The sequence below is a fragment of the Mycobacterium sp. PSTR-4-N genome, assembly GCF_022348085.1.
In the GTDB taxonomy this organism is placed as follows: domain Bacteria; phylum Actinomycetota; class Actinomycetes; order Mycobacteriales; family Mycobacteriaceae; genus Mycobacterium.
The window spans coordinates 190,283-207,021 of sequence record NZ_JAKRFN010000006.1 but is presented as its reverse complement, the minus strand read 5'-3'; the positions used below and the strand labels follow the sequence as shown (position 1 = coordinate 207,021).

At 65.7% G+C, this 16,739-nt stretch carries 12 protein-coding genes and 1 pseudogene; 8 read left to right on the top strand and 5 right to left on the bottom strand.

Going from position 1 to position 16,739, the window contains the following annotated elements; genetic code table 11:
- Positions 1 to 24 precede the first annotated feature (24 nt).
- From MHN84_RS11375 to MHN84_RS11355, 5 genes are all read right to left on the bottom strand, one after another.
- Positions 25 to 666, bottom strand: a complete 642-nt coding sequence (locus MHN84_RS11375) for an MBL fold metallo-hydrolase (protein ID WP_241204734.1) — start codon at positions 664 to 666, stop codon at positions 25 to 27.
- A gap of 115 nt (positions 667 to 781) precedes the next feature.
- Positions 782 to 1,657 (bottom strand): LLM class F420-dependent oxidoreductase, encoded by an 876-nt coding sequence (locus MHN84_RS11370; protein WP_241204733.1) that lies wholly within the window; start codon positions 1,655 to 1,657, stop codon positions 782 to 784.
- Between the two features lie 78 nt (positions 1,658 to 1,735).
- A complete protein-coding gene (locus MHN84_RS11365; RefSeq protein WP_241204864.1) occupies positions 1,736 to 4,099 on the bottom strand; it encodes an arylsulfatase in 2,364 nt (787 codons plus the stop codon).
- Positions 4,100 to 4,125: 26 nt separating this feature from the next.
- A complete protein-coding gene (locus MHN84_RS11360) occupies positions 4,126 to 5,205 on the bottom strand; it encodes an ATP-dependent DNA ligase (protein ID WP_241204732.1) in 1,080 nt (359 codons plus the stop codon).
- A gap of 23 nt (positions 5,206 to 5,228) precedes the next feature.
- Positions 5,229 to 6,761 carry an amino acid permease gene (locus tag MHN84_RS11355; protein WP_241204731.1) on the bottom strand — a complete coding sequence of 511 codons (1,533 nt, stop codon included), beginning with the start codon at positions 6,759 to 6,761 and terminating at the stop codon, positions 5,229 to 5,231.
- Between the two features lie 121 nt (positions 6,762 to 6,882).
- On the opposite strand from MHN84_RS11355, the gene MHN84_RS11350 reads away from it, so the two are divergent.
- From MHN84_RS11350 to MHN84_RS11315, 8 genes and pseudogenes are all read left to right on the top strand, one after another.
- The gene (locus MHN84_RS11350) at positions 6,883 to 7,887 is read left to right on the top strand and encodes a putative nucleotidyltransferase substrate binding domain-containing protein (RefSeq protein ID WP_241204730.1); all 1,005 of its coding nucleotides are present in this window, start codon (positions 6,883 to 6,885) and stop codon (positions 7,885 to 7,887) included.
- Positions 7,888 to 8,658 carry a Fic family protein gene (locus MHN84_RS11345; protein ID WP_241204729.1) on the top strand — a complete coding sequence of 257 codons (771 nt, stop codon included), beginning with the start codon at positions 7,888 to 7,890 and terminating at the stop codon, positions 8,656 to 8,658.
- Positions 8,659 to 8,673: 15 nt separating this feature from the next.
- On the top strand, positions 8,674 to 8,994 hold the full coding sequence (locus MHN84_RS11340; protein ID WP_241204728.1) for a hypothetical protein: 321 nt from the start codon (positions 8,674 to 8,676) through the stop codon (positions 8,992 to 8,994).
- Between the two features lie 39 nt (positions 8,995 to 9,033).
- Positions 9,034 to 10,104 carry an ATP-dependent DNA ligase gene (locus MHN84_RS11335; RefSeq protein ID WP_241204863.1) on the top strand — a complete coding sequence of 357 codons (1,071 nt, stop codon included), beginning with the start codon at positions 9,034 to 9,036 and terminating at the stop codon, positions 10,102 to 10,104.
- Positions 10,104 to 11,054, top strand: a pseudogene (gene ligD / locus MHN84_RS11330) (non-homologous end-joining DNA ligase); the annotation flags it as partial. The gene MHN84_RS11335 and the pseudogene ligD, both read left to right, overlap by 1 nt.
- Positions 11,055 to 11,262: 208 nt before the next feature.
- Positions 11,263 to 12,696: a site-specific integrase gene (locus MHN84_RS11325; protein ID WP_241204727.1), complete on the top strand. Its 1,434-nt coding sequence runs from the start codon at positions 11,263 to 11,265 to the stop codon at positions 12,694 to 12,696.
- The gene (locus tag MHN84_RS11320; RefSeq protein ID WP_241204726.1) at positions 12,693 to 14,384 is read left to right on the top strand and encodes a hypothetical protein; all 1,692 of its coding nucleotides are present in this window, start codon (positions 12,693 to 12,695) and stop codon (positions 14,382 to 14,384) included. Before MHN84_RS11325 ends, MHN84_RS11320 begins: the two co-directional genes overlap by 4 nt.
- Complete coding sequence (locus tag MHN84_RS11315) at positions 14,381 to 16,612, top strand: hypothetical protein (protein ID WP_241204725.1); 2,232 nt, start codon at positions 14,381 to 14,383, stop codon at positions 16,610 to 16,612. Before MHN84_RS11320 ends, MHN84_RS11315 begins: the two co-directional genes overlap by 4 nt.
- The last annotated feature ends 127 nt before the right edge of the window (positions 16,613 to 16,739 follow it).

The window sequence follows — 16,739 nt, the reverse complement described above, 5'->3', positions numbered from 1 at the left end:
GTCCGCGTCTGCTCGCGGGGCAAATCACCGCCGCGCGGGAAGCGGTAGTCCTGCGATCGCGTGGGCAATATGGCCGCGCCAGTGGGCCGGTTCGATGCGATGGATGGCCTCCCCGTCAAACGCGCTGGAGATCACCACATCTGGGGTGATTTCAGCGAGCGCACGCAGACTTGCGCCGATCGCGGCGGCGTCGTCTGGAGTGTGGAAGCCCTCGATGTAGCCTGCGCGCCATTCACCGTCGATGTGGAACAGTGCGTCGCCGGTGAAGAGGTAGCGGCCTTCGGCCCCGGGGACCAAATAGCAGACGCTGCCCGGCGAATGTCCCGGTGTCGGGATGATTTCGATGCCGTTGGCGTCGACGTAGCGACCCGTCACCGGCACGTCGACGTGGTGGTGTCTGCTGATCTCGGCGAGATCCCCGGTCGGCGCGTGCAATGCCGAGCCGAACCGTTCCGCGATGCGGGCGAGCATCGGGCCGGCTTCGTCGCGGTGGCTCAGGTACTGATGGCGGACACCACCGAGCGCGTCGAGCCCGTCGAAGTCGGCATCGGTGGCCGGCGAGTAGAACAGGATGTTCGCCGGCGTCCACAGACACGCGTGGGTCGTGAGTCCGGGAAATGGTGAGTCGGTGCGGGTTTCGTAGAGGTCGCGAAGTACACGTTGCACGCGGCAAGGTTGCAACCTCAACAATGCTTCAGGTCAAGTGCCGCGGCGAGCAGACGCGAACTCGAGAGACACGCCGCTGAGAACACTCGAGTTCGCGTCTACTCGCGAGAAGGACTCAGCCCAACTCGGCGAGTTGTTCGACTGCTGGTGCGATGCCCTCGATCCACGCGGCCGGAGAACCGGTGGGCGGGAACACGATCACCTCGTCGACCCCCAGTTTCGCGTAGTCGGCCATGCCGGACACGAAGTCGTCGCGGGTGTCCGGCGCCGGGCTCAGGTCGTTGACCATGATGGTCTTGCGGATGGTGTCGTAGTCGCGGCCGACGTCGTCGCAGTGCCCACGCAGCACCTGCAGTTTGTGGGCCACTTCCTCGGCTGAGGAGGCGATCAGGTTGCAGGCATCGCCGTACTGGGCGACCAGCCTCAGGGTCTTTCGTTCACCGCTCCCGCCGATGAGCACCTTGGGTTTGTTGATCGGCTGCGGATTGCACAACGTTTCCTGCAGGTGGTAGTGCTTGCCGCGATACTCCCCGTTGTTGTCCGGGTCCCACATCTGGTCACAGATCTGGATGGTCTCTTCGAGCCGTTCGAAGCGCTCCTTCAGCGGCGGGTAGGGCACGCCGAGCCCGAGGTGCTCACGCTCGAACCACGCCGCGCCGATGCCCAGGACCGCGCGGCCACCGGAGAGCACGTCGACGGTCGTCACCGTCTTGGCGAGCAGTCCGGGATGGCGGTAGGTCACGCCGGTGACGAGCAGGCCCAGGTCGATCTGGGACGTGTGGCCGGCGAGGTAGCCGAGCAGCGTGTAGCCCTCCAGCATGTTGGCTTCCGCGGGCAACCCGGTGGGTTCGATCTGGAAGAAGTGGTCCATGAACCACAGCGAGTTGGCGCCGACCGCCTCGGCGGCCTCGCCGACGCTGGCGAGTTCAGGTCCGATCGCTGTGGTGCCACCGTCGATGTCGAGAATGGGAATGCTGAGTCCGAGGTCCATGTTCGGCTACAAGACGGTGCTCGGCGTCACCATTCCCGATTGGCAGCAACTCGATGGCGACGCCGGCAACTGCCACCGTCACTGCCGGGCCATGGCCACCCGCAGTGCCTCCTCCGGCGAGACGCGGTGATTCTCGGCGACCGCAGCCTCGGCGATGGCGAGTTGCACGCCCTTCACCCGGCCGGTGAACGCGTTGCGTCCGGCGTGGTAGTCAGGGGAGACCGGCGACCCGGAGTCGAGTCCGACATCGCAGCCGTCATCGGCCGAGAAGATCATCGGAAGGGTCGCGTCGACCTCACCGCTGCCCACCTCGGTGCCGTCGACGTACAGGCGCACCGCACCGCCGCCGCCGAGGACCTCGCCGCGGTAGTCGAACTCCATGCGCACCTGGTGATCACCGGCGGGCAGCGGCTCGCCGGATGCCGCGTAGAAGTGCCGCACCCCGCCGAGGTTGTAGCAGTACTTCAAAATGCCGCGCAGAGCGTAGAGGCTCCAGCCGCCGATGCTCGCACCCTGGGCGATGATCACGCCCTCCGCCCCCGATTCGGGGACCTCGATCTCCGCGGTGACCGAGTGCGACTTGTTCTTCAGGTTCAGCACGCAGTTCTCCGACAGGTGGCCCATCCCACCGAACAGCAGCTGGGTGTTGCCGCGGATCAGTACGGGCCGGCCGGCGACGTCGGGGTTCAGTCGCCGGGCCACGTCGTCGTCGAGCGGCAACACGTTGTAGCGGGTCGCCTCGATCAACCAGAGTCGTTGCAGCTCATGGAGTTTCTCCGGCATCTCGGCGGCCAGGTCACGGGCCTGACTCCAGTCCACGGTGGTGTCGTAGAGCTCCCACACGTCGTCGTCGAAGGCCGGCACGTCGTCCTCGACCAGCAGCCACGGCGTCTTGTGCTTGGTGACCGCGGTCCACCCCTTGTGATAGATGCCGCGGTTGCCGAACATCTCGAAGTACTGGGTCTCGTGGCGGTCCGCCGCGTCGGCGTCGTCGAACGAGTACAGCATGCTCACCCCCTCGATCGGATGCTGCTGCACGCCGTTGACGAACAGCGGCTCCGGCAGGCCCGCGGCCTCGAGGATCGTCGGCGCGACGTCGATGACGTGGTGGAACTGCCAGCGCATCTCACCGCGCGACTCAATAGCGTTGGGCCAGTGCACGATCGTGCCGTTGCGTGTGCCGCCCCAGTGAGAGGCGACTTGTTTGGTCCACTGGTACGGCGTGTCCATGGCGTGCGCCCAGCCGACCGCGTAGTGGTTGTAGGAGTCGGGCCCGCCGAACTGGTCGAGCCGCTCGGTCATGAACTCCGGTGTCTCGATCGCGGCCATGCCGTTGAAGTTCAGCATCTCGTTGTAGGTACCGTTCAGCGTTCCTTCGGCCGAGGCGCCGTTGTCGCCGATGATGTAGTAGATCAGCGTGTCGTCGAGGACACCGAGATCCTGCAGTGCGTCGACGAGGCGGCCCACATGGTGGTCGGTGTACTCGAGGAACCCGGCATAGACCTCCATCTGCCGGCGCAGCACCGGCTTGAGGTCGTCGGGCATGTCGTCCCAGGCCGGGATCTCGGCGTGCCGCGTGGTGAGCTCGCACTCCGGCGGGATCACGCCCAGCTCCTTCTGCCGTGCGAACGTCCGCTCCCGCAGCGCATCCCAGCCGTCGTCGAAGCGCCCGCGGTACTTGTCGGCCCACTCCGCGGGGACGTGGTGCGGCGCGTGGGTGGCGCCCGGGGCGAAGTAGACGAAGAACGGTTTGTCGGCCGCGAGCGCCTTCTGCTGACCTATCCAGGCGAGCGCCTTGTCGGTCATGTCCGCCATGAAGTGGTAACCCTCGTCGGGCGTGCGGGTCACCTCGATCGGATTGGTGCCCTCGAACAGCGTCGGGTACCACTGGTTGGCCTCGCCGCCGACGAAGCCGTAGAAGTACTCGAAGCCGCCGCCGCCGGTGGGCCAGGCGTCGAAGGGGCCCACCGGGCTGGTCTCCCACACAGGTATCTCATGGCACTTGCCGAACTGAGCGGTGTTGTAGCCGTTGAGTTTCAGCGTGCGCGCGATCGGTGACATCGTGTTGGGCAGCACCGAGCTGTAGCCCGGGGCTCCGGTGGCGATCTCGGTGATGCCGCCCATGCCGGTCGAGTGGTGGTTGCGGCCGGTCAGCAACGCCTGCCGCGTCGGTGAACACAGTGCGGTCGTGTGAAAGCGGTTGTACCGCAGGCCATTGGCCGCCAGGCGTTCCGCGACCGGCGTCGCACACGGCCCGCCGAATGCGCTCGAGGCACCGAAGCCGACGTCGTCGAGCAGGATCACCAGGACATTGGGCGCGCCGTCGGGCGGGCGCACCGGCTGGATCGGCGGGTAGCTGGTGTCGGGGTCTTTGGCGTCGTAGGTGATCAGGCCCGTGCGTGACGGTGTGGGGATGGGGAGATGGGTCCGCTGGATCACGATGTCCTCCGTGCTCGTCGGCGACTGCTTCACCGATCCACGGCAGACCCTAGACCCGGGACGATGTCGTCGAGGCGGAAATTGACGGGCCGGTCCAGCTGATCGAAGGTGCAGGAGCGCGGGTCGCGGTCGGGCCGCCACCGATTGAATTGCGCGGTGTGCCGGAAGCGGCTGCCCTCCATGTGGTCGTAGCGCACCTCGACGACGCGCTCGGGCCGCAACGGCACGAACGACAGGTCCTTGCCCGCGTTCCACCGCGACCCCCCGCCGTAGCGACGCACCACATCCGGGTCGGCGTGCGCGGCCCAGTTCCACGGGTGCTCGTCGAACGTCGTCACCAGCGGCTGCAATTCCGCGAACAGCGCGCGCCGGCGCGCCATCGGGAACGCGCCGATCACCCCGACCGACGCCAGCGACCCGTCGGCCGCGTACAGCCCGAGCAGCAGCGAGCCGATCGCATCCGGCCCGGATTTGTGCAGCCGATAGCCGGCGACCACACAGTCGGCGGTGCGCTGGTGCTTGATCTTGAACATCACCCGCTTGTCGGGCTGGTAGGTCACCTCGGGCGGTTTGGCGATGACCCCGTCGAGACCGGCGCCTTCGAACTCGTCGAACCAGCGGAGGGCGGTGGCGAGGTCGGTGGTCGCCGGGGTGACGTGGATCGTCGGTCCGCACCCGGCGAGTGCGTCGACGAGAGCGGCGCGCCGTTCGGCGAAGGGCCGCGCGGTCAGGTCGTCGTCACCGAGGGCGAGCAGATCGAAGGTGATGAACGCGGCCGGGGTCTGCTCGGCCAGCATCCGTACCCGCGAGGCGGCAGGATGCAAGCGCAGCTGCAGCGCCTCGAAATCCAGGCCGTCGGCGGTGGCGATGACGATCTCGCCGTCGATCACGCAGCGCGGCGGCAGCTCGGCCCGCGCGGCGTCGGCGATCTCGGGGAAGTAGCGCGTCATCGGCCGCTCGTTGCGGCTGCCGAGTTCGACGTCGTCGCCGTCGCGGAACAGGATCGACCGGAACCCGTCCCACTTCGGCTCGTACCACGCATCCGGCGGGATCTCGGGAACCGACTTCGCCAGCATCGGCGACACGGGCGGCAGCACGGGGAGTCTCATCGACTCCCATTCTGACCGCCGGCTCAGCGCTTCCTGCCGACCAGTGCGTCGACCGGGTCGGGCGCGCCGTCACGATCCTTGACCGCCCGGTAGGCAGCGAACCCGACGACAAGGGTGAGCACCACGAAGATCAGCGCGAAGTACTGCAGGAACAGCGAGTCGCCGTCGGGGTTGTAGACCTCCTGACGCGGCCAGCCGATGTTGATCACCAGCAGTGCGCCCATCACGACCGCGATCAGGTTGACCGGGATACCCCAGCGGCCCAGGTCCATGATCGGTTTGCCGTGCGACAGGCTCGTTCCGCGCAACCGGTGCATCAGCGCAGGCACCGTGACCAGCAGGTAGGCCAGATAGACGATGACCACCGACACCGACGCGATCGCGGCGAACACGCTGGCCTGACCGAGGTTGACCAGCAGCACCAGGATGGCCAGCGCGCTGACCGAGATGCCGGTGATGACCGGTGTGCCGGTGCGCTTGTTGACCTTCGCGAGGAACGAGCCGAACGGCAACCGGTTGTCGCGGGCCATCGAGAACATCACCCGCGAGGCCGACGCCTGGATCGCCAGCGTCGCCGAGAAGATCGCGACGGCCACCAGGCCCAGCAGCGTCTTGCCGAGCCACGTGTCGAGTTGGCTCTCGATCACCCAGGCCATCCCGCCGTGGGCGAGGTCGTCGCCGAGGACGGGGGCCGACATCAGCGCGGCCACGATCATCAATCCACCGCCGAGGAACGAGACGAGCAGTGCGGTCACGATCGCCTTGGGTGCGGTGCGCCGCGGGTCGCGGGTCTCTTCGGAGAGCTCTGCGGCGCTGTCGAATCCGTACATCACGTAGGCGGCCATCAGCATCGAGGCCAGGAACGCCGGCAGGTAGTGCACGCCGGTGCCATGGCCACCGGTGTCGAGCACGGCCTGGGCGGGGCTGCGCTCGGCGGTCAGGAACATCGCGCCGATGATGAGGATGACGCCGATGATCTCCAGCGTCACCCCGGTCACCGTGATCCGGGCCATGAACCGCACGCCGACGGCGCTGATGATCGTGCAGATCACGATCGTGACGGCGCCCAGGATGATGCCGTTGGTGGCGCCGTCGACCGACAGCGGGTCCATGTCCTCACCCACCAGCTGGAACCCGCTCCAGATGGGCGGCAGCACCGTCTGCATCGCGATGGCCAGCGCCGCGATCGACACGATGTAGCCGATGAGCATGAACCACCCGGCGAACCAGCCGATCGCGTTGCCGGCCAGTCGTCGCGACCACTGGTAGATCGCGCCGGCGACGGGGAACTTGCCGGACAGTTCGGCGAAGACGAGGCACACGCAGAACTGGCAGACGAAGACGATGGGCCAGGTGAAGAAGAACGAGGGCCCGCCGAGGGCGAAGCCGAGCGGAAAGAACGCGAACACCGTGGTCAGGATCGAGACGAACGAGAAGCCGGCCGCGAACGAGGCGTAGCCGCCGATGCCTCTGTGGAGTTCCTGTGTGTAGCCGAGTTCCTCCAGGGTGGAGGCGTCCTCGGCGGAGGAGATGGCGGGATCGTAGCCGGCGGTCATGGCGCTCCTGACATAGACATTCCTGTCGTGCGACAGAAACGTACGAAACGATCGTGTGCTGGTCGTTTCGGTGATGTCACGGCTGTGTGACCGGAGCCTGGAAAGGGCGACAATCAACTCCATGTCGCACGGTCATGATCTCGCGCAGACCGTCGCCGCGCTCGACATGTGCGCCGACGAGGCGGCTCTGCGTGCCGAGATCACCCGTGCGATGGCCGGCCTCACCCGCCGGCCCGAAGCGTCACAGGCGTGGTCGGCGGTGCTGCGCCGCGCCGTGGCGGCCGCGGTGCGCGTGGTGGAACCGGCGGACTGGACGTGGTTCGTCTCGGGGAGCGTGGCCCGGGGAGAGGCCGTGCCGGGGTCCGACGTCGAGACGATGGTGATGCTCGGCGAGGGGGTCGGTGACCCCGAGAAGGCCGACCTGCTGGCCCGTGCCGCGCAGGTGCATGCGCTGTTGGAACGCAGTGGGATCGGTGGCGACGCCAACGGCGTGCTGGCCAGCCGGTCGCGGTTCTGCCGGCGGCGGAGCAGCTGGGACGAGGGCATCGAACGCTGGGCGACCGAGCCAGAGCGGGACCGGGGCGTGGTGATGACCGGTTTGGTGGCCGATGCGTCTGCCCTGGCCGGCGCGGAGGACGCGATGCGGGTGGGTGGGGCGGCAGCGGCCGGCAGGCACTATGCGGTGCGTCAGGCGATGCTGCAGGATGCCACCGCGGTGCGGGCTTCGGTCCCGTCGCGGCTGCGGGTGTTCGTCAGTGCCGGGGACGCCGTCGACGTCAAGCGCGCCGTACTCGACCCGGTGGTCAAGATCGCGCGGTGGGCCTCGCTGTCGGTCGGCTCCACCGAGCTGACCACCCGGCAACGGTTGGCCGACGGCGCCGCCGGCGGGGTGCTCGACTCCGACGACGCCGAGACGCTGCGCGAGTGCCAGCAGTGGTTGATGCGGTTCCGGTGGCAGGCCCGGGTTGCGGATCTGCGGACCGGCCGCACAGTGGGGGACGTGGTCGCCCTTCGTGAGTTGTCCCCCCAGGACCGCGCCGCGTTACGCAGCGTCGCCCGGGAGGTGTCCGGTGTGATGCGCAAACTCGGCTATCTGGCGTCGGTGTCGGCGTTCGCCGACCAGTAGATGGACGCCCAGGAGCACGTCGTCGCGACGACGGTGGCCGTACACCGCATCGAGGGGTGGCACCCCGACGCCGAACACCTCGAGGCGCTCGCCGCGATCGCGCGGGGGGAGCTTCGCTGCGACGATCACCTGACCGGCTACCGGCGCCGCCACCCCCCGCCCGTTCGGCAGCGGCGGCGGCTGCGGCTGGGACGGCCTGCGCCTTACCTGATCCCCGGCACATCGTTGCTGCGCAACGAGTTCGGAGTCACCACTGCCGACGCGCTCGCCGACCTGGAGTACATGACGTCCGCGGCGCGCATGGCGGAGTGGCTGTGCCGTCAGCCCGCTGATCAACCGCTCGACGTCCGCGACATCCACCGGCACCTGTTCGGCGGGGTGTACGACTGGGCGGGCCGCTATCGGACGGTTGATTTACGCCGCGGCAAACAGTCTTTCGGCTCTGTGTCGGCGATCGCCGACGCGATGGCCGCGGTACACGACCGGGCGCGGCAACTGGTGGGCGAAGACCTTGACCCCGCCCGGCTGGCCTACGAGCTCGCGCGAATCTACGCCGACTACAACCAGATTCACCCGTTCCGGGAGGGCAACGGGCGCGCCGGCGCTCTGCTGCTGCTCGGTGTCGCGGCGCGCTGCGGTCGGCGGCTCGACTTCACCGGGATCGAGCGGGCCGACTGGTATGCCGCGGCGATCGACAGCATGCCGCTGCGCCGCGACGGCCGAGCGAGCCACCGGCCGTTTCTGTATCTGCTGAACCGGGCGCTGCGATGAGCGCATGATGGGGGCATGCTCCGAGTCGTGCTCTGCGTGCCGGTGGCCGTGCTGCTCGCAGCCCCCTGCGCAGCCGAACCGAGCTCGGCGGCAGCCGTCATCGACGAACTTAAAGATCAGGGGTACGACGTCGCCATCAACTGGGTGAGCGGCATCAGCAGTCGACCGCTGTCGGAGTGCCGCTCGCTAGGTGTGCACAATCCGGATCTCACGGGCCCGCCGCCAGAGACGTTCACGACGGTCTACGTCGACGTGTCGTGCCCCAACGATCACGACGACGGCGGCGTCTGGATCGAGGGTGGTCTGGGCGGTGTGGGAGTCGGCATCAGCAACTGAGCGCGATGAGATTGTCTGGGTACTCGGGTCTACGTGACTATGGAAGCCATGGACCTGCCCGTGATGCCGCCGCTGGAGCCGATGCTGGCCAAGGCGCAGAAGGCGGTCCCCGCAGAGGCCGGTGTGTGGTCGTATGAGCCCAAGTGGGACGGGTTCCGGGCGTTGGTGTTCCGCGACGGCGACGAGGTGGTGCTGCTCTCGCGCAGCGGCAAGGATCTGGCCCGCTATTTCCCTGAGGTCCTCGACGCGGTGCGCGACGAGCTGGCGCCGCGCTGCGTGCTCGACGGAGAGATCGTGGTGCCACGCGACATCGGGGGCCGTGTGAGGCTGGACTGGGAGTCGCTGAGCCAGCGCATCCATCCCGCCGAGTCGCGCGTGCGGATGCTGTCGGAGCAGACACCGGCGCACTTCATCGGTTTCGACGCCCCCGCCGTCGGTGACACCTCGCTGCTGAAAGAGCCCTTCCGGACCCGGCGAGAAGCCTTGATCGAGGCGGTCAACGAGAAGCAGTGGTGCCACGTCACCCGAACCACCGAGGACTCCGCGCTGGGCACGCAGTGGCTGCAGGACTTCGAGGGCGCGGGGTTGGACGGGGTGATCGCCAAGCGACTCGATGGCGTGTACCTGCCGGGCAAGCGCGACATGGTGAAGGTCAAGCATGCCCGCGACGCCGATTGCGTGGCGATCGGCTATCGAATCCACAAGAGCGGAGAGGGTATCGGCTCGATCCTGCTCGGCCTGTACCGAGACGACGGTGAGCTGCAGATGGTCGGCGGGGCCGCGTCGTTCACCGCAAAGGCGAGGCTCTCGCTGCTGGCGGATCTGGGGCCGTTGCGCATCGGCGACGACGTCCGGGACGGCGAGCCCAGCCGGTGGAACTCCGCGGCGGACAAGCGCTGGATCCCGGTGCGGCCCGAGCGGGTCTGCGAGGTCGCCTACGACCAGATGGAAGGGGACCGCTTCCGCCACGCCGTGACGTTCCGCCGGTGGCGCCCCGATCGCGACCCGGCCAGCTGCACCTTCGACCAGCTCGACGTGCCGGCGACCTACGACCTCTACGACGTTCTGGAGTCCTCCGGGGCGAGCGAAGCGACGGGGGAGGGGAATTGATGCCCAGTCCCGCAACCGAACTCGATGTCGACGGGGTGAAGGTCCGGCTGACCAACCCGGACAAGCCGTATTTCCCGAAGCTCGGCGCCGAGGGCACCAAGGGCAAGCTGGTCGAGTACTACCTGTCGGTGGCCGACCGCATGGTCGCGTTGCTGCGGGACCGGCCGGTGCACCTGCAACGCTTCCCCGACGGCATCGACGGTGAGGAGATCTACCAGAAGCGGGTGCCGCAGAAGCATCCCGACTACCTCGAGACCTGCACCGTCACCTTTCCGTCCGGCCGCACCGCCGACGCCCTGAAGATCACTCACCCGTCGGCGATCGCGTGGGCCGCGCAGATGGGTTCGGTGACGCTGCACCCATGGCAGGTGCGCTGCCCCGACACCGAACATCCCGACGAGCTGCGCATCGACCTCGACCCGCAGCCGGGCACCGGCTTCGCGGAGGCGCGCGCCGTGGCGGTCGATGTGCTCAAGCCGCTACTCGACGAGCTCGGCCTGGTCGGGTATCCGAAGACGTCCGGCGGGCGCGGCGTACACGTGTTCCTGCGCATCGCACCCGAGTGGGATTTCGTCGCGGTGCGCCGGGCGGGGATCGCGCTGGCCCGCGAAGTGGAACGGCGGGCCCCCGACGCGGTGACGACGTCGTGGTGGAAGGAGGAACGGGGTGAGCGGTTGTTCATCGACTACAACCAGAACGCGCGCGATCGCACGTTCGCCTCGGCGTACTCGGTGCGCAAGACGCCGATCGCCACGGTGTCGACGCCGCTGACGTGGGACGAGCTGCGCACCGCCGATCCCGACGAATTCACCATTCAGACCGTGCCCGACTTCGTCGCCGGCCGACCCGATCCGTGGGCCGGCATCGACGACAACGCCCAGTCGATCGAGCCGCTGCTGGACATGGTGAAAGCCGACGAGGAGCGTGGTCTCGGCGACCTGCCGTACCCGTCGGTGTTCTCTGGGAAATGGCTATGTGCGTGCGTGTCGAGTCGGAACAGGCGGGGATCCCGCTTACGGTGTGGGAGTGCTCTCCGCTGCCGCACCAGCAAAGACGTGGACAGTTCTAACAACGAAACGGCGGGGAACGTGGCCGACGGGGTACTCCGACGTCTTGGATGCGTGCGGTCCGGTAACGCCTGACGATTACCCGCCTGGGGTGGTAAAGGGCACGCCGATTCTGCTCTCGGACAACGGTGAGCTCGATGAATGGCTGGTGCTCTACTTCAATTCGTGCCCGGAGTTCACCGCGCTGGATCTGTCATCCCGGAAGACGTATGCGCGCGAGATCGCCATGTGGTGTGGCTTTCTCGGGCAACAAGTCGACCCGATCACCTGGCTTGAAGCTACGGAAGAAGAGTTCGTCGACTACAAGATTCGCAGAACCGACCAACTTCATTCCGCCAATGCGGTGACGGGAGCAACGTGGAACAAGGCCGTCTTCGCGCTCAGAGGCTTGTACGACTGGGCATTGAGCCGGAAGATTCCGATTACACCCCACGGACCTGCAATTGATGCGAGTCCGGTGCCCGGCGGGCGCGGCGCGACGAAGTTGCCAGGCGTAAGGGCGAACGCGGCGTTCGTGCGTACCGAACGGGACCGGTGGATCGTCCCCGGGACCTACCGTCTTTGGCGTGACGTTGGCCTACGTGGCCGCGGCGTTCAACGAGTCGGTGCGAGTCAGTGGCAAGTCGCAGGCGACGATGAATCGTGCCGGGCCCGCAACTCGTTGCGTAACACCGCATTCACCGACTTCATCTACTCAACCGGTTTACGTGTTCAGGAAGCCGGATCACTACTCGTGGCGGAACTGCCGCCGGCGGACGTGATCGAGGCGAAGCTGCCGGCAGCGGTCGCAAAGTACGGCAAGGCCCGGATGTGGTACGCGGCGCCGACTGTGATGCGCACGGTGCGCAGTTATATGGCGGTTGCCCGGGCAGCTGCCGTTCGCCGGGCGATACGCGAGAGCCGTTATGACGAGATCGAGGGCATCATCTGGGTGACGGAGGTCCGCCGCTCGCGCAAGGGAACTCTGGAAGCCGTCCGCGACGACGGTGCCGTCATGTCATTAAACACGATGAAGCCAGAGGTCCGGCGACGATTGTTCTGGCTTCGCGACGGCCACCCGGAACCGATGACGTTGTGGCTTAGCGAGTCTGGAACCCCGTTCCACCACGAATCCTGGATCGGGATCTTCGATGCCGCCAACGAAAGGCTCTGGTCAGCAATAGAAAACACCGGTGCGGCAGCCAGTCACGAGCTGTCAGTCACACCGCATTCCCTCCGATTCAGCTTTGCGCTGGCGCTGACGGTTCAGCTGCATCAGCGGCTTGATGATTCGCACGGATGGGACGAGAGCGTCTCCTACGGGGACGGGTCGCGCTATGACGAGGTGTTTCGCACCGTGAAAGACGTCCTGGGCCACAAGTCGGTCGAGACGACACGAAACATCTACATGCCTAGGGTGCAACGACTGCGCTTCGACCGACTGTTTGGTACCCCAAACGGCCGGATGACCACGACGGGGGATCTGGTGTCAGCCCTGGCGCAGCACCTCGTCGAAGTTCGCGACTTGACCGGGTCCAAACCGTGACAGCGCCCAAGCGTCGACAGTCCGCCGACGGCGTCGTCACGCGCCGTGACGATCCAGAGGTCGTGGTCGCCACCCTGCCGGGCTCTTATGCACCTACCGTAATCGACCTTCGGGAGTGGCCATGCGACACGAAGCTCAGGGTGCAACTCGCCGATGCCATCGAGGCCCTTACAGGAGTGAACGGAACGTGGAAGAGTGCCCAGTCGGCACGGCAGAACCGCGACCGGATCAAGTATTTCGCACGGTGGTGCGGTGAACAAGAGGTTTGCGAGCTCCAGCAGCTGACCCCGGATCAGTGGAACAGCTACCTGCTGCACTTGGCGACGAAGGGAACCAAGTCCAACACCCAGCACAGGCAGCTGGTCGCGGTGAGGCAGCTGATACGCCGGTATCCGCATCGGCTCCACCCCGACCTCTCCAGGCATTTGAACCGACGGCTGCCGAAGCGGGACGCTGACGAAAGCCAGCCTTATTCAGAGGATTTCTACGACGCAATCCTCAAGGCGGCGGCCGCTGCCGTCAACGCCGAGTATCAGCGCATTCACCCCAACCAGGTGATGCTGCGGCGGCGCAACGATACTAAGCTCCCGCCCGAGCATAAGGCTCGTGCCGACGCTCTTCGTGAAGTCGCCACTACTGGCGCCCCGCGATCGGACGCGACCCGCGACGCGTTGGGAATCACCCTCGCCGACCACCGATACTCCGGGGTCAACAAGGCGCGACCGATGCTGTTCGTCAGCCAGGAAGGCGCCGTCGCTATCGCCGTGCTCATCGCTTGCCTGGAGGGGGCGAACTTCACCCCGATCAACGAACGAAAGGTGCCCTCGGCCGCACCGGGTCTCGGTGTCAAAGAGAATATTTGGGGCGTCGAGGACGAAAAGCGCCGGCGACACGATCACCCATACGACGCCCACGCAATACCGAAGAATGCCCGCCGTGCGATGTCAAAGATCATCGAGATGACCCAGCCGGGACGGGACTACTTGGCGGCGAACAATCTGCCTGGTGCTGACCGCCTCATCGTCTACTGGCCTGCCATGAAGGCTCTGGAGTCTTCTCCATCGGTTGGCTTGACCCCTAGTCACCTCAAGCTGAGCAGGCTCACGTGGTGGCCGAACCAGGACGAGCCGATCTCGTTCACCCGCATCCGCAAGACGGTCCGCGTGCTGATCGACCGGACCCCGCAGGGACATTCGCGTGCAACCTGGTCCACCACCTACATAGAAGCATCGGAAGTCGAACGCGAGCGGCTCATGACCGAAGCGGTGGAGACCGGCTTGTGGGCAGTGATCAAGAATGCTGAGGACCATCTGAAGATGCGCTACGAGCGCGCCCTCGCGATGACCAACACCGACACAACGATCGGCGGGTGCGTCGACTGGGAGCACCACCCCCTGACCGGGCAACCCTGTGGCGACGATTTCCTGTTATGTTTGCAATGCACCAACGCCTTCGCCACCCCCCGCCACCTTCCCCGGCTCATCGAACTGCGCCACCAGTTGGAGGCCATCGCATCCACCGACGGACCCGACTGGACGGATTTCCGGGCCATGGCCTACAGGTGCCTCGTCGCGCTCATTGATGACCGGACGCTCATCACCGGTGACGAATACGCTGCCGCCGAACGTGAAATCACCGACGAGGACCGAACCGAAATCCATCTGCTCCTGAACGGAAAGTACACATGACTCGATCTGCGGTAGGCGCGGACGATCTTGCTTCTGGCAACGGCACCGGCGCCGTCGATTGGGCAGCTGTCGAGGCCGGACCGGTCGTCGTGCATCCGCTGCGGCTCAGGCGCCCCGACCTTCCAGGAAGCATATTCACGGACGACAGATGGTCTCTCCGTCCTATGGAGGTCACACGCGGTACCGTTCAGAATTTGCACTGGATACCTGGGCCGAAAGAGCAGCAGTATCGGATCCCACACCGACTGATCAATACGTTCAAGCGCGTCATATGGCTGATCATCAACAGGCCCGCCCCAATCGCCTACCTCGCAGGCAACAATGGGCGGACATGGCCGGCTGCCTCATCTGTGCGTGCGCGGTTCGTCGCGATGCGTCATTTCGCTGATTTTCTTGGTCGACATGAAATCATCCAACTTCGCGATGTGAGTGTCGACCTGCTCGACGAGTATGCGGCGGGCGTTATTGCTGACGAAAGTCGGTCCAGTCATGCGCGAAAGGCGCAGGACCTCGGGTACATAGCAGTAATCCCCCACCTAGCCGACGACCTTCCAGAAGCCGATCGCATGGTTGCGCCGTCGTGGTCTGCCGTGAACCTCGGGGCTGGTCGTCGTGCGCGTGCGGTTGACAACAGCAAGGAGATCATCCACCCGGATACATTCGCGCCGCTGTTGTGGTGGTCCCAGCAGATTCTCGGCTGTGCCCCGGACATCATCGCCGCCGTGACGTGGCTGAATGCAGCACTGAGCCGCCCGCAAGCTCGCGAGAGTTCACGCGCGGGTTTCGACGCGGTCGAGCAGATCGTGGCTTTGCGTGGCGGGGTCCTGCCTCAAGGCGAGATTGACGGTTATGTCGCTGCGCAGTACCTCATTGCGGTGCATGAGGCCGATATCAATATTCGAGATTTCAGCAGCTGGCGTCGGCAACGTGGTGGCACATTTTCAGTCGATCCGTCTGTACCGCAGCCGATTCCGGTACCCGTCACATGCTTGATCGAGGGACGGCCCTGGCTTCCGCAGATCGATTACCGAGATATCGGAAAATTACATCGCGTTCTTAAAGCGGCGGCAGCGATCCTGATTTGCACGTGTTCGGGAATGCGTGGCGAGGAGTGCACGAACCTGCAGCGCGGTGCACTACGTACGGTTCCACGTCCGGACGGAGCCCACTCATACCGGATCGACGGCCGCATCTTCAAGGCAGTCCGCGACGGCGACGACCAGCAGGATCGCGGCGGCAAGCAATGGGTGTGGGCGACCATTAAACCCGGCGCCGACGCGATCACGGCATTGAAGCGCCTGGCCGACGTGACCGGCTCGAGCGCGTTGCTGGCTCACCCGGAGGCACGTCGTCAGCCAGGATTGACGAGCGCAACGATGACTCGGTGGGTTGACGAACTCATCGAGTACGCCAATGGGTTGCGCACCACACTCGGCATCGATGGCGTCCATAGCATCGATCCGGACCCGGCCGGGAACGTCACGCTCGACCGCTTTCGTCGCAGTGTTGCGTGGCATATCGTCAACCAGCCGGATGGCCTCGCGGCAGCGGGTGTCCAATTTGGGCACATGCAGTCGACTACTACTGATGGCTACGGCTCCACCATCACGTCAGGTATGGCGGCCACAATGGATCACGAGCGCACCGAGGCCATGTACAACGCTCTCCAGAACCACGCGAACGCTGCCAAGAACGGGCTGAAAGCATCTGGCCCTGCGGCCAAGCGGCTCGGCCAGGCGCTAAATCGATTCGTCGCTGGCAAATTCCCGGGTACATATGCTGATCTGACGAAAAAGGAAGAACGCCGGCTGCGTAGTGATCCAGACATGGCTGTGCGGGAGAATCCCGGCCACGCGTGCCTGTGTCTTGCCGACCCGTTGAGGCCTGAAACCATGGCGTGCTCTCGAGAGAACGACGGCGAGCCTAACCGCAATGATTGCAAAACCTATTGTGGCAGCCGGGTTTACACCGACGCCACGGTTGCGCAAGACAAGAAAGAGGCTGCCCAACTCCGGGAGCGGTTGCAAGACGTGAACCCGATCATGGCGGCGCGGATCAACAGGCGGATCTCGCACCTTGAAGAGCACATCGCTGAACACGAGAACACAGCAATGCCGTTGCTGACGATCATGTCTGCGGAGGAAGCCAAAGCAGCCCGCGTTTCACAGAAGGCTCAACCTAAGAGCCCAAGACTGTCGAATGTTCCTACAGATGGAGACGTGGTATGACATCCGGTGCTGTGATACCTGTGGCGCAACGTGATTGGCCTCCAACGGACGACGAGATCAACGAGGAACGGAATCCCACGCGTAAGGCCGTCTTAATTGCAATGCGGAGTCTGCTTACAGGGGACCC

Bases quoted from the DNA above. Each gene is read 5' to 3' on its own strand.
- MHN84_RS11350 (WP_241204730.1), top strand. From the start codon at position 6,883: ATGTCGCACGGTCATGATCTCGCGCAGACCGTCGCCGCGCTCGACATG.
- MHN84_RS11335 (WP_241204863.1), top strand. From the start codon at position 9,034: ATGGAAGCCATGGACCTGCCCGTGATGCCGCCGCTGGAGCCGATGCTG.
- MHN84_RS11370 (WP_241204733.1), bottom strand. From the start codon at position 1,657: ATGGACCTCGGACTCAGCATTCCCATTCTCGACATCGACGGTGGCACC.
- MHN84_RS11340 (WP_241204728.1), top strand. From the start codon at position 8,674: ATGCTCCGAGTCGTGCTCTGCGTGCCGGTGGCCGTGCTGCTCGCAGCC.
- MHN84_RS11360 (WP_241204732.1), bottom strand. From the start codon at position 5,205: ATGAGACTCCCCGTGCTGCCGCCCGTGTCGCCGATGCTGGCGAAGTCG.
- MHN84_RS11315 (WP_241204725.1), top strand. From the start codon at position 14,381: ATGACTCGATCTGCGGTAGGCGCGGACGATCTTGCTTCTGGCAACGGC.
- MHN84_RS11345 (WP_241204729.1), top strand. From the start codon at position 7,888: ATGGACGCCCAGGAGCACGTCGTCGCGACGACGGTGGCCGTACACCGC.
- MHN84_RS11355 (WP_241204731.1), bottom strand. From the start codon at position 6,761: ATGACCGCCGGCTACGATCCCGCCATCTCCTCCGCCGAGGACGCCTCC.